Genomic DNA, 13,092 nt, shown 5'->3' on the forward strand with positions numbered 1-13,092 from the left:
CGTCCCGGGCACTGCCGCCGCGGGGCGCGCGGCGCGCAGCACGGTGCCCGCATGCCGCATTCGTCCATTCGACAGGTTCCGATGCTTTCGTTTTCCGCTCCCGCCACGCGGCGCCTGACCGCCGCCCGCGCCTTCGCCGTCATCGCGCTCTGCATGGTGCCCGTCTCGACCGCGCTGACCAACGTGTTCTGCGGGCTGTTCGCGGCCGCGCTCGTGATCTCCCCCGAATTCTGGCGCGACCTGCGCTCGTTCGTCACCGACCCGGCGTCGCTCTCCGCGCTCCTCATCCTCGCGGCGCTGACCGCGAGCATCACCTATACCGTCGCGCCGCACCCGAAGGCGTGGAACTGGATCGGCAAGTACGACAAGCTGCTGCTGCTGCCGTTTGCGGTGCTCGCGTTCCGCCATTCGAACTGGGCGCCGATCGTGCGGCGCGCGTGGTTCGGCACGCTGTGCGTGATCCTGTTGCTGTCGACCACCAACTATCTCGGCCTGACCGCGATCGGGCCCGCGCATGCGAGCGACCTGCCGCTGTCGCGCGCGTGGGTGTTCAAGAACCACATCGCGGCCGGCATGTTCGGCGCGCTGCTGTTCTATCAGGCCGCCGACCTCGCGCTGTCGGCCCGCACCGCGCTGTCGCGCGCCGCGTATGGCGCCGTCGCCGCCTGGTCGTTGATCAACGTGTTCGTGATGCTGCAGGGGCGCACCGGGCAGGTCATCGCGCTGCTGCTGATCCTCGTCGTCGCGGTGCGTTTCGTGTTGCTGCTGCGCCGCCAGTCGGCGTTGCGCGCCACCCTCGCCGCCGGAACGCTGGTGCTGGCCGGCGTCGCGCTGGTCGCTGCCGCGTGCACGATGCACAACGGCCGCCTCGTGAAGGTCGTGACGGAAGTGCAGCAGTATCGGCAGACCGATGCGGCCACGTCGACCGGGCTGCGTCTCGAGTGGTACAAGAAGGGGCTCGAGCTGTATCGCATGCGCCCCGTGATCGGCTACGGCGCGGGCGGTCTCGAGTTCGAGTTCGAGAAGCTCACGGCGGGCAAGACGGCCGCCGAAGGCCAGCTCACGTCGAACCCGCATAACGAATATCTGCTGATGGCCGTGCAGCTCGGCACGCTCGGGGTCCTGCTGTTCGTGAACCTGATCGTGCAGATCGCGCGCGGCAGCCGCGCGCTCGACCCGCGTTCGCAGCACCTGCTGCTCGGATGGCTCGCGATCTTCGCGATCGGCAGCCTCGCGAATTCGCTGCTGCTCGATTTCGCCGAAGGCCACCTGCTGGTGCTGCTCGCGGGCATCCTGCTCGGCTGCGCCGAGCGCGGCGAAGCGCTGCCGCGCGAGACGTCGGCGATCCGGCGCAGCGCGTAACGCGTCACGCGCGGGGCTGGTGGGCTAGCCGGGCTGGCGAGCTGGCGAGCGGCGGATGTTGCCGCTCACCTCGGCTCGTCTTCGATGATGGCGCCGCGCGCCGCTGCCGGATGCGCGGCCGCAAGCCTTCGACGCGTGGCGCCGCGGTGCCACGCTCTGCCCTCCAAATCAGGAAAACGTCCGGGGTTCGCGCGTCAGTCCGAGCGCGCGCGATGCAGCCGCGACGTGTCGATGACCGCATCGGCGGCGTCCGGCGGATTCAGCCCGAGCATCTCGGCCGCCGCCATCTTCACACGCTGCGTGCCGAGATTGACGAGGCAGTCACTGTGGCTGTCCACATGGCGCTCGCAGCCCTCGTGCCGGCACGGCACGCAATCGCCCTCACCCTGCAGCAGCCATACGTTGCCGTGCCGCGCGGAGCCGCGCAGCGCCCACGGGTTTTCGGTCGGCGGCCAGTGCTGCGGCCACGGCCCCCAGCGCACCGGGTCGGACGGACCGAACAGCGCGATCGTGTCGACACCCGTCGCGGCCGCAACGTGCGTCGCGCCCGTATCGGGCCCGATGAACAGCCGCGCGCGCCGCACCAGCTCCGCGCTTTCGCCGAACGTGAGGCGGCCCACCAAGTTCAGCACGTCGCCGCCAGCCCCGGCCGCGACCTGTTCCGCGTACTCGCGCTCGCGATCGGCCGGGCCGCCCGACAACGCGATCGCGAACCCCTGCCCGCGCAGCCATTCGATCATCTCGATCCAGCCTTCGAGCCGCCATTGCTTGTAGCGAAACATCGGATACGGATGCAGCACGACGAGCGGCTTGCCGTCGCGGATGGCCGGCGACTCCGCGAGCCACGCGTCGAAACGCGCGCGCCGCGCGGGATCGTCGCCGATCCCCGGCGCGACGACCTCGGACACCGGCTCGATGCCGATCACCGGCGCGAGCGCGAGCGTGCTGACGACCGTGTGCGCGGACTCGTGGTGATTGATCGCGATGCCGTTCAGCATCATCCGCGTGAGCCACGTGACGCGGTTCGGATCGACGAGGCCGACGCGCTTGCGGCCGGCGAACCAGCTATAAAAGCGCGGCCGGTCGGAGCTCAGTGCCGCGCACGCGAGATCGTAGCGGCGCCACATCGACAGTGCATCGCGCAGCCGCTCCCGGAACCCCGCGCGCTGCGCGACGACGATCACGCGCCGCACGTCGGGGTTGTGCTCCAGCACGCCTTCGGTGCCGCGAAACACCAGCATGTCGATCTGCGCGTCGGGCCAGCGCGCCTTCAGCGAACGCACGAGCGGCGTCGTCAGCAGCACGTCGCCGATGCGGCGCGGTGCGGCGACAAGGATGGTTCTGGGCGGGCGGGCGGAAGAAAACAGGGACACGACGATCGTTCCGTCTAGCAGGCTGGACAAGGCTCGCAATGTACAGGATTTTGCGGCGGCAGGCGTGGCGTCGGGTGGCGGGCTTCGAGTGTGGGCGGCAGGTGCCGGCGGCGGGTGGTAGCCGGTGCCGCCGTTTCTGGCGACGCGGTAATGGCGGGTGGCGGGTGGCGGAAGTCGAGCGCGGGCGTCAGGTCCCGGCGGCGGTAGGTAGCCGGTGACGCCGTTTCCGGCGACGCGGCAACGCGGCAACGGCGGGCAGCGGGCAGCGGGTGGCGCGCTTCGAGCGGGGGCGGCACGTTCCGGCGGCGGCTGGTAGCCGGTGCTGCCGTTTCTGGCGACGCGGCAACGGCGGGTGGCGGGTGGCGGGTGGCGGGTGGCGGGTGGCGCGCAGCGGGACCTGCGACCACCGCGTCCCGTTTCGCCCCTTTGCTCCCCGTTTCCTGCCGCTAGCCTGCCCCTTGTCAGCGCCGGCCGGGCACGCTACGAAACGATCGCACCGACCTCGGGCACGGCTAGCGTAACGTCCGGAAGCGGCAGCGCGCCGCCGATCGCGTCGTCGGCCTGCCCCGGCTTCTCCAACAGATGCAGCACCGCGCGCTCAACCGCGTCGACGCCGATCGCGTCGACCGTCGCGCCGGCCCGCAGGATCATGTGCGGCACGCCGAGCGGATGCCAGCGCCGGTATTTCTCGGGACGGTCCTCGAACAGCGCGGCCACCGGCACGCCGAGCGCCGACGCGAGATGCACGGGCGCGCTGTCGGCCGACACGATCGCGTCGAGCAGGCTCGCGGCGGCCACCAGTTCGGCCACCGACGACGGCGCGACATGCCGCGCGTTCACATCCCGCCACGCGTCGCCGTCGGCGCCGGCGCCGGCCGACACCGCGGGATCGCGGAACACGATCACGTCGGCGAACGGCGCGAGCCGCCGGCCGAGATCGCACCATCGATCGGCCGGCCAGCGCCGCTCCACCGCCTTGTTCGAGACGAACAGCCCGACGCGCGGCTTCGCGCGCGGCCCGAGCAGTCGATACCAGGTGTCCTGCAGCGCGCGATCCGGATGGACGGACAGCGCGAGACCGTCGAGATCGGTACGACCGAGTTCGGGCACGAGCCGGAATCCCGACAGCGCTTCATGGCACATCGGCCGCGTCGCGACGTGTGCGGGCTTGCGATCGTCGAATTCGGAATCGGCATCGTGCCAGCGGCAATCCTTCACGCCGAGCTGCCGTGCCAACTGGATGCTGCTGCGATGCATGCCGCCGTTCGGCACGACCACGAGGTCGAACCGCAGGCGGCGCAGCCGGCGCACGAGCCGCAGCCGGTCGAAGAACGCGCGCATCCGTCCGGGGCGGTCGTTGCGCTCGCACTGACGGCTGTACACATAGGTATGGACCGCATGCACGTCCGGGTTGCCGTCCAGCGCGCTCGCGTTGTAGCGGTTCGCGACCACGTGCAGTTCCGCGTCCGGCCAGCGGCGTTTCAGCGCGCCGAGGAAAGCGGTCGTGCACAGCATGTCGCCCAGGAAATCAATCCGGATCACGAGGATCCGCCGCTTCGGTGTCTCGTTGGCCATTGTTATCGCGTAACTGTCGATTTCTTATCGTCGCGCACCGACCGGCATCCTGACGTCCAGTGCCGTGCCGGCCTTCTCGCGTGGTCGCTCACGGCACCGCGCCGCATCGTGTGCCGCGCGCAACCGCCCCCGTTTTCAAGCGCGTGATCGCATGCCAGCCGGTGGACGGGACCACGGCCGGCGGCGGATCTGCATCGCGCGCGACGGATTGTATAGCGTCCTGATGACAGCCCCAAGCACCCGCCAAAATGAAAACGGCCCGCCGCACCGCACGAAGGCGATGCGACGGGCCGCGGAAGTGCCGACCGTCCGGCGGGGCCGCGCTCAGTACGTGATTTCGACGACGCTGCCGTCGAAGGTCGCGCGCAGCTCCGCGAGCAGCGTGTCGCTCGGCTTCACGCGCCACGCGTCGCCAAGACGCATTTCGCCCTGCGCGCGCGCGTTGCTGTAGTGAACCTGCACCGCGAGCCCGTTCGGCAACGGCGCCTGCGGGCGACGGCCGCCGTCGCGCCCGCCGCCACGCGGCACGGGCGCCTCGAACGCGGGCGCGGCCGCCGAATCGTCCTTCGACACGTGCGGTTCGAGCACGCGGCGCAGCGCCGCCGCATCCGCATTGCCGTTCATCGTGAGCCGCACCGCCTGCGCGTAGCGGCTGCGCGCACGCTCGAGATCCATCACCGTGTCGGCCGTGAAGCGCAGACCGCCGGTGAACGCGTCGTTGCGCGCCTGCCCCTGCACGATCAGCAGTTCGTCTTCCTTGAACAGCGCCTTGTTCGCCTCGAACTGCTCGTTGAAGATCGTGATCTCGCACTGGCCCGAACCGTCGTCGAGCAACGCGATCAGCATCTTGCCGCGCTGGGTCATCTGCGTGCGCAGCGACGCGATGATGCCCGCGACGAGCTTATCGCGCCCCTCCTTCAGATCGCCGATCTTCTGCCTCACGAACCGGCGCACTTCGTCGCGATACGCGTCGAATAGGTGGCCGGAAAGGTAGAAGCCGAGCGCGCCCTTCTCTTCCTGCAGGCGGCGCTTGTCGTCCCAAGCGGGTTCGTCGACGAGCGCATGCGCGTGCGGCGACTCGGCGCCCATGTCGAACAGGCCGGCCTGCATCGCGTTCGCCGCGGCCTGCTCGGCCGCTTCCATCGCGAGCGGCACCGACGCGAGCATCTGCGCGCGGTTCGCGTTCAGCGAATCGAATGCGCCGGCGCGGATCAGGGCCTCGACCGTGCGGCGATTGACGACGCGCCGGTCGATCCGCTCGCAGAAGTCGAACAGGTCGGTGAACGGCTTTTCCTCGCGCGCGCGCAGGATTTCCTCGATCGCGTTCTGGCCGCTGCCCTTCACCGCGCCGAGGCCGTAGCGGATCGTGCGCGAGCGCTTGCCGTCGGCTTCGCCGACCGGCTCGAAGCGGTAATGCGACTGGTTGATGTCCGGCGGCAGCACGACGAGGTTGTTCACGATGCAATCGTCGAACAGGATCTTCACCTTGTCGGTGTCGTCCATCGCGAGCGTCATGTTGGCCGCCATGAATTCGGCCGGATGGTGCGCCTTCAGCCACGCGGTGTAATACGCGAGCAATGCGTAGGCCGCCGCGTGCGACTTGTTGAAGCCGTAGCCCGCGAACTTCTCCATCAAGTCGAAGATCTCGTCGGACTTCTCGCGCGTGAGGCCGTTCTTCGCCGCACCCTCGGCGAAGATCTCGCGATGCTTGACCATCTCCTCGGGCTTCTTCTTGCCCATCGCGCGACGCAGCAAGTCGGCGCCGCCGAGCGAGTAGCCGCCGATGATCTGCGCCATCTGCATCACCTGCTCCTGATAGACCATGATGCCGTAGGTCTCTTTCAGGACGGGTTCGACGCGCGGATCCGGATACTCGACTTTCTCGCGACCGTGCTTACGTGCGCAAAAGCTCGGGATCAGGTCCATCGGGCCCGGACGGTACAGCGACACGAGCGCGATGATGTCCTCGAAGCGGTCGGGCTGCGCGTCCTTCAGCATGCCCTGCATCCCGCGGCTTTCCAGCTGGAACACGGCGACCGTGTTGGCCTTCTTCAGGATCTGGAACGACGCGGGATCGTCGAGCGGCACCTGCGCGAGCGACCAGTCGGCCTTCGACGCATCGAGGCGGCGGATGTAGCGCTCGGCCCAGTCGAGGATCGTCAGTGTCGTGAGACCCAGAAAGTCGAACTTCACGAGGCCGACGGCTTCGACGTCGTCCTTGTCATACTGGCTGACGACGCCGCCGTCGTCGCCCTGCGTGTACAGCGGGCAGAAATCGGTCAGCTTGCCGGGCGCGATCAGCACGCCGCCCGCGTGCATCCCGACGTTACGCGTCAGCCCCTCGACGCGCTGCGCGAGGTCGAGCAGCTGGTGCACTTCGTCCTCGTGGTCGTAGCGCTCCTGCAGTTGCGGCTCTTCCTTCATCGCGTCGGCGATCGTCACGTGCTTGCCCGGCTTGAACGGGATCAGCTTCGCGATGCCATCGGTGAACATGTAGCCGAGATCGAGCACGCGGCCGATGTCGCGCACGGCCGCCTTCGCGGCCATCGTGCCGAAGGTGGCGATCTGCGACACGGCGTCCGCGCCGTATTTTTCCTTCACGTACTGGATCACGCGATCGCGGCCGTGCTGGCAGAAGTCGATGTCGAAGTCGGGCATCGATACGCGTTCCGGATTCAGGAATCGCTCGAACAGCAGGTTGTAGCGCAGCGGATCCAGATCGGTGATGCCGAGCGCGTATGCGACCAGCGAGCCGGCGCCCGAGCCGCGGCCCGGGCCGACCGGCACGCCGTTGTTCTTCGCCCAGTTGATGAAATCGGCAACGATCAGGAAGTAGCCCGGGAAGCCCATCTTCGTGATGGTCCCGCACTCGAATTCGAGCCGCTTGTAGTACGTGTCGCGCTGCGCGTCACGCTCGGCCGTATCCGGATACAGCTGTTCGAGGCGCTTCTCGAGCCCCTCCTTCGACAGCTGGACCAGGTAATCGTCGAGCGACATGCCGTCCGGCGTCGGGAACAGCGGCAGCTTCGGCTTGCCGAGCTCGAGCTTCAGGTTGCAGCGCTTCGCGATCTCGACCGTGTTCGCGACCGCCGACGGCAGATCGGCGAACAGCGCGACCATCTCGTCCTGCGTGCGGAAGTACTGATCGGTCGTGAAGCGCTTCTGGCGCCGCGGATTCGCGAGCATGTCGCCTTCCGAGATGCACACGCGCGCTTCGTGCGCGGTGAAATCGTCGTCGGTCATGAACTGCGTCGGATGCGTCGCGACGACCGGCAGACCGAGCGACGCGGCGAGCGTCGCGGCCTGCTGGATGTACGCCTCGGCGCCCGGCTGGCCGTAACGCTGCAGCTCGATGTAGAAGCCGCCCGGGAACACCTTCGCCCAGCGCTCGGCATGACGGCGCGCGGCTTCCTCGTTATCGGCCGCGAACGCGAGCCCGATATCGCCCTGCTGCGCGCCCGACAGCGCCAGCAGCCCTTGCGACAGCTCGCCGTCGAGCCAGCTCGCGTCGAGCTCCGCGCGGCCGCGGTACTGGTTCGTGAGCCATGCCTTCGACAGCAGCTCGCACAGGTTCAGGTAGCCGACCTTGTCCTTCACCAGCAGCAGCAGGCGCGACGGTTTGTCGCGATCGTCCGGATTGGTGATCCAGACGTCGCAGCCGGCGATCGGCTTGATGCCCTTGCCGCGGGCTTCCTGGTAGAAACGGACGAGGCCGAATGCGTTGCCGAGATCGGTGAGGGCGAGCGCGCCCTGGCCGTCCGCGGCCGCCGCCTTGACGATGTCGTCGAGACGCACGATGCCGTCGGCAATCGAGAATTCGGAGTGAACGCGAAGATGGACGAAGCGAGGATCTGACATGGGCGTTATTGTAGCCGCGTCGTCGCGCAGGCTGCCCAAAAAATCCCCGCGCCTAGCCGTTCGGCCGATGCATGCGATGCTGGCCGAACGGTCGGGTGCCGGCGCATGCGCAGTTTGCGGGATAATACGGGTTTTCGAATCTTCGCCCCGGCTTCGCACCCTTTTTTGCGGGGCCGCCGTGCGCCTGCCGCACGGCCGCGGCCGTTTCCCGTCGGACCATCATGACCATCGTCAACCTCGCCGCCTACCACTTCGTGTCGATCGACGCGACCGAGCAATGGCGCCCCCTCGTCACCGCCCGCTGCAATGAACTCGGCCTGCGCGGCACGATCCTGCTCGCGCCGGAAGGCATCAACCTGTTCATCGCCGGCCCGCGCGAAGCGACCGACGCGTTCATCGACTACATCCGCCACGATCCGCTGTTCGAAGGCAAGTTCGCGACGCTGCAGTTCAAGGAGAGCCTGTCCGACTCGCAGCCGTTCCGCCGGATGCTCGTGCGCCTGAAGCGCGAGATCATCACGATGAAGAAGCCCGCGATCAAGCCCGAGCTCGGCCGCGCGCCGTCGGTCGACGCACGCACGCTGAAGGCGTGGCTCGACCGCGGCCACGACGACGCCGGCCGCCCGGTCGTGATGCTCGACACGCGCAATGCGTTCGAAGTGGACGTCGGCACGTTCGACGGCGCGCTCGACTACCGGATCGACAAGTTCAGCGAGTTCCCGGAAGTGATCGACGCGAACCGCGCCGATCTCGAGGGCCGGACGGTCGTGTCGTTCTGCACCGGCGGGATCCGTTGCGAGAAGGCGGCGATCCACATGAAGGAAATCGGCATCGACAACGTGTACCAGCTCGAGGGCGGGATCCTGAAGTATTTCGAGGAAGTCGGCGGCGCGCACTATCACGGCGACTGCTTCGTGTTCGACTACCGCACCGCGCTGAACCCGCAACTGCAGCCGACCGAGAACGTCACGTGCTTCGCGTGCCGCGCGGTCGTCACGCCGGAAGCGCAACAATCGCCGAGCTACGTGCCCGGCAAGTCGTGCCCGGCCTGCGCGCAGGCAGCCAGCGCCGCGTAAGCGCGCGTTGCGCCGTGCCCCGATGAACGGCTACCGCGGCCGCTTCGCGCCGTCGCCCACCGGCCCGCTGCATTTCGGCTCGCTGGTCGGTGCGCTCGCGAGCTGGCTCGACGCGCGCGCGCACGGCGGCGCGTGGCTCGTGCGCATCGAGGACATCGATGGCCCGCGCACGGTGCCCGGTGCCGCCGACGACATCCTCGCGACGCTCGCGCATTTCGGCATGACGCCCGACGAGCCGCCCGTGTGGCAAAGCACGCGCGATGCCGAGTATGCGGCCGCGCTCGAACGGCTCGTCGCCGCGGGGCGCGTCTATCCGTGCGGCTGCACGCGCAAGGAAATCGCCGATTCGCTGCGTGCCGCGCACGAGCGCCACACGACGCTCGCGTACCCGGGCACGTGCCGCACCGGCCTGCACGGCAAGCCCGCGCGCGCGTGGCGGCTGCGCGTGCCGGACGGCGACGATGCGATCGTCACCTTCGACGACCGCTGGCAGCACACGCAAACGCAGAACCTCGCGACCGAAGTCGGCGATTTCGTGCTGAAGCGCGCGGACGGCCAATGGGCGTATCAGCTCGCGGTCGTGGTCGACGATGCCGACGCGGCCATCACGCACGTCGTGCGCGGCGCCGACCTGCTCGATTCGACCGCGCGCCAGATCTACCTGCAGCGCTGTCTCGGCGTGCCGACACCTGCCTATCTGCACGTGCCCGTCGTCGTCGATGCGAACGGCGAAAAGCTCAGCAAGCAGACGGGCGCGATCGCGCTCGAACGCGACGATCCGCTGCCGGCGCTGCGGGCCGCCGCCGCGCATCTCGGCCTGGCGGTCGATGGCGATCCGTCGGGCGATACGATGGATGCGTTCTACGCGGCCGCGACCGACGCGTGGGCGCGCCGCTACGGACAGCGCGCCGATTGAATCGCGCGCAGGACACCGGTCCGTGCCGACCGTGTTCCTGCATTCGTCAGCGCCGAATCCGGTGGCACGAAGCAGCACGCCCGCTGACCACAACGCACCGGAGCGTCCCCCGGACTACGCCCGCCCCGCGCGGCACGTCACGGCCCCGCCTCCCCGCAATCCACTCGCCCAATGAAAAACGGGCACATGCTCATCGCATGCACCCGTTTCCGCGGCGGCGCTCGCGCGCCGCACCAACCGCTTGAACCGCCCGCTTACGCCGACGGCTTGCGTGGCATCCCGAAGCCGCCAAGCAGCGCGGCGACCTGACGCTTCGGCCCCTTCTTCTCGTGCTGCTGCGCGGACTGCGTCTCGTCCGGCTGCGTCGCCGGCACCGACGGTTCGTACGGCTTCAGGAAGAAATCGTCGACCGGCGCCTCGTGGCGACGATGATGGCCGCCACGCTCGGACCCACCCGAACGACGCGCCGACGCACCGCGATGCTCGTCGCGCTCGCGACGGCCGCCGCGTTCACCGCTGCGCTCCCCTGCACGCTCGCCGCCGCGCTCGCCGCCGCGCTCGTCGTGACGATGACGCGACGGCTTGTCGAGCGCGAGCGTCTGCACCTCGAGCGGACGCTTGATCAGCTTTTCGATATCGGCCAGCTGCTTGCGCTCGTTCGGGCTGCACAGCGACAGCGCATCGCCCGTCGCGCCCGCGCGGCCCGTGCGGCCGATCCGGTGCACGTAGTCTTCCGCGTTGAACGGCAGGTCGAAGTTGATCACGGCCGGCAGTTCGGCGATGTCGAGACCGCGCGCGGCCACGTCGGTCGCGACCAGCGCCTCGATCTCGCCACGCTTGAACGCGTCGAGCGCCTGCATCCGCTCGAGCTGCGACTTGTCGCCGTGGATCGCCGACGCGACCACGCCGTCGCGCTCGAGATTGCGCGCCAGCCGGCTCGCGCCGATCTTGCTGTTGCAGAACACGAGCACCTGCTTGAGCCCGCGATCGCGCAACAGCTGCACGACGGCCCCGTGCTTGTCGCCTTCGGCGACGTCGTAGACGATCTGCGTGACGTTCGCGTTGGTCGAGTTGCTGCGCGCGACCTCGATCGTCTGCGGGTTGCGCAGGTAGGTCGATGCGAGCTTCTTGATTTCCGGCGAGAAGGTGGCCGAGAACAGCAGCGTCTGGCGCTCCTTCGGCAGCAGGTTCAGGATGCGCTGCAGGTCGGGCAGGAAGCCCATGTCAAGCATCCGGTCGGCTTCGTCGAGCACGAGGATCTGGACCTGACCGAGGTTCGCCGTCTTTTGCTGCACGTGGTCGAGCAGGCGGCCCGGCGTCGCGATCAGGATCTCGACGCCGCGGCGCAGCTCGGCCATCTGCGGATTCATGTCGACGCCGCCGAACACGACCGCGCTGCGCAGCGACGTGTGCTTCGCATACGCGTGCACGTTCGCGGCGACCTGGTCGGCGAGTTCGCGGGTCGGCGTGAGGATCAGCGCGCGCACCGGGTGGCGCGCCGGGGACGCGCTCGTGCTGGCCTGCGGCAGCAGCCGCTGGATGATCGGCAGCGAGAAGCTCGCGGTCTTGCCGGTACCCGTTTGCGCGGCGCCCATGACGTCGCGGCCGGCGAGCACGACCGGAATGGCCTGTGCCTGGATCGGCGTCGGCGTCGTATAACCCTGCTCCGCAATGGCTTTCAGGATATCGGCGGCAAGGCCGAATTGATCGAAGGTTGCGTCGACTGGCTTGGCGACAGAATCGGACATGGTGGCGTTTCGCTCAAAAGGCGCGGCGGGGACATCGTGCGTCAGGCCCGCCGGGCCTGCGCTCATCACAATTCGGAAGTAGACGGAGCCGCGGCGCGCCGCGCGGCGCCGCTCTGGCGCTCGGGACCGGTTCGATTCGAACAACGGGCACCACAGGCCGTGCGGACTCCGTTCGGCGCGAATGCCGGCGGAAAGGGCCGTATTGTAGCACTGCGCGGCCATCTGTCCGTGACAACACCGAGAACGGCTCTGCGCGGCGGTTCGCGGCGTGCGCCGGGAGGCCGGGCGCGGGCGATGTGGCGGGCGATCGGGCTATCCCGAGCGGCCGATGGTTGCCATTCGGGGCCGGATCGTGGGCGCGTATTGATCGGAAAAAGCAGCGGGGCCGGCGAGCCCGCAGGCCGCCCGAGCCACCGTCCGGTTCAGGACGCACCCCGGTTGGCCGCCCCCGTCGCAGCGCGATCGGCTCACCCGCATCGCATATCCGATCGCGCGCGGCACTCAGCCCTTCTTCTTTTTCTTCTTCTCGACCTGCATGCAGTCGCCCAGCAGCGGGGCCGCATTCTGGTCGGCGATCTCGTCGCGCAGCGTCCCTTCCCTGCCCTTCGTCCACCACGTATAGCGTCCGGCCTGGTAGCGCGCGCCCGACGCCGATACGGTATCGACGAACAGCAACTGCTGTCCGTTGACCGGCACCAGCGCGAAGCTCTGGCCGTTGGCCGCGCGCCAGTACGACACGCGTACCGGCTGCTTCAGGTTCGCGCACTGATAGATGGTCTGCTCGCGTGCATCGGCGTCGATTTCCTCGACGGTCAGTTGCGCGGCATGCGCGACGGAAACGGCGGAGCCTGCCAGCGCGAGCGCGGCGAAGGTTTGGCGAATCATGCAGATCCTTTCACGAGACGGGTGGAAGCGCGCCTCGCGGCACGCGCGGTTATCGTTGATGATTGATCAAGGGGCCGAGAGGGGACGAGAATTCGGCGCTCAGGGATCGATGACGTCGGCGCACGCGTCGGTCGGCGCGGCCGCGACATGGCCGACGAGCGGCACGATCTTCAGCCCGGCCGATGCGACCCGGCACGGTGCGGCCGCGAGGCCGCACCCCGTGAGACTCGCGACCAGCGCCAGCGCGGCGCCCAGCCTGCCGATTCGTCCGATCCACCGCCATGTCGATGTCATCGCGC

The 13,092-nt window shown here is 68.8% G+C and carries 9 protein-coding genes; 3 read left to right on the forward strand and 6 right to left on the reverse strand.

Annotation, left to right across the window (positions count from 1 at the left end; all coding sequences use genetic code 11):
• Positions 1–81 precede the first annotated feature (81 nt).
• Positions 82–1,362, forward strand: a complete 1,281-nt coding sequence (locus BAMB_RS11885; RefSeq protein WP_011657533.1) for an O-antigen ligase family protein — start codon at positions 82–84, stop codon at positions 1,360–1,362.
• A gap of 194 nt (positions 1,363–1,556) precedes the next feature.
• Here BAMB_RS11885 and BAMB_RS11890 read toward each other — a convergent pair whose 3' ends face one another.
• The 3 genes from BAMB_RS11890 to dnaE all read right to left on the reverse strand — a co-directional run bounded on the left by BAMB_RS11890 (position 1,557) and on the right by dnaE (position 8,168).
• On the reverse strand, positions 1,557–2,735 hold the full coding sequence (locus BAMB_RS11890) for a glycosyltransferase family 9 protein (RefSeq protein ID WP_041491227.1): 1,179 nt from the start codon (positions 2,733–2,735) through the stop codon (positions 1,557–1,559).
• Between the two features lie 480 nt (positions 2,736–3,215).
• A complete protein-coding gene (locus BAMB_RS11895; protein WP_011657535.1) occupies positions 3,216–4,310 on the reverse strand; it encodes a glycosyltransferase family 9 protein in 1,095 nt (364 codons plus the stop codon).
• A gap of 324 nt (positions 4,311–4,634) precedes the next feature.
• Positions 4,635–8,168, reverse strand: a complete 3,534-nt coding sequence (dnaE, locus tag BAMB_RS11900) for a DNA polymerase III subunit alpha (RefSeq protein ID WP_011657536.1) — start codon at positions 8,166–8,168, stop codon at positions 4,635–4,637.
• Between the two features lie 221 nt (positions 8,169–8,389).
• On the opposite strand from dnaE, the gene BAMB_RS11905 reads away from it, so the two are divergent.
• A complete protein-coding gene (locus BAMB_RS11905) occupies positions 8,390–9,244 on the forward strand; it encodes a sulfurtransferase (protein ID WP_011657537.1) in 855 nt (284 codons plus the stop codon).
• Positions 9,245–9,266: 22 nt separating this feature from the next.
• The gene (gluQRS, locus tag BAMB_RS11910) at positions 9,267–10,160 is read left to right on the forward strand and encodes a tRNA glutamyl-Q(34) synthetase GluQRS (protein WP_011657538.1); all 894 of its coding nucleotides are present in this window, start codon (positions 9,267–9,269) and stop codon (positions 10,158–10,160) included.
• 254 nt (positions 10,161–10,414) lie between these two features.
• Here gluQRS and BAMB_RS11915 read toward each other — a convergent pair whose 3' ends face one another.
• From BAMB_RS11915 to BAMB_RS11925, 3 genes are all read right to left on the reverse strand, one after another.
• Positions 10,415–11,908, reverse strand: coding sequence for a DEAD/DEAH box helicase (locus BAMB_RS11915; protein WP_011657539.1), 1,494 nt, complete (start codon positions 11,906–11,908; stop codon positions 10,415–10,417).
• Between the two features lie 501 nt (positions 11,909–12,409).
• Positions 12,410–12,793, reverse strand: a complete 384-nt coding sequence (locus BAMB_RS11920; protein WP_006753765.1) for an MliC family protein — start codon at positions 12,791–12,793, stop codon at positions 12,410–12,412.
• A gap of 99 nt (positions 12,794–12,892) precedes the next feature.
• Complete coding sequence (locus BAMB_RS11925) at positions 12,893–13,087, reverse strand: DUF6726 family protein (RefSeq protein ID WP_011657540.1); 195 nt, start codon at positions 13,085–13,087, stop codon at positions 12,893–12,895.
• Between the last annotated feature and the right edge of the window lie 5 nt (positions 13,088–13,092).

Source organism: Burkholderia ambifaria AMMD, from assembly GCF_000203915.1.
Classification (GTDB): Bacteria; Pseudomonadota; Gammaproteobacteria; order Burkholderiales; family Burkholderiaceae; genus Burkholderia; species Burkholderia ambifaria.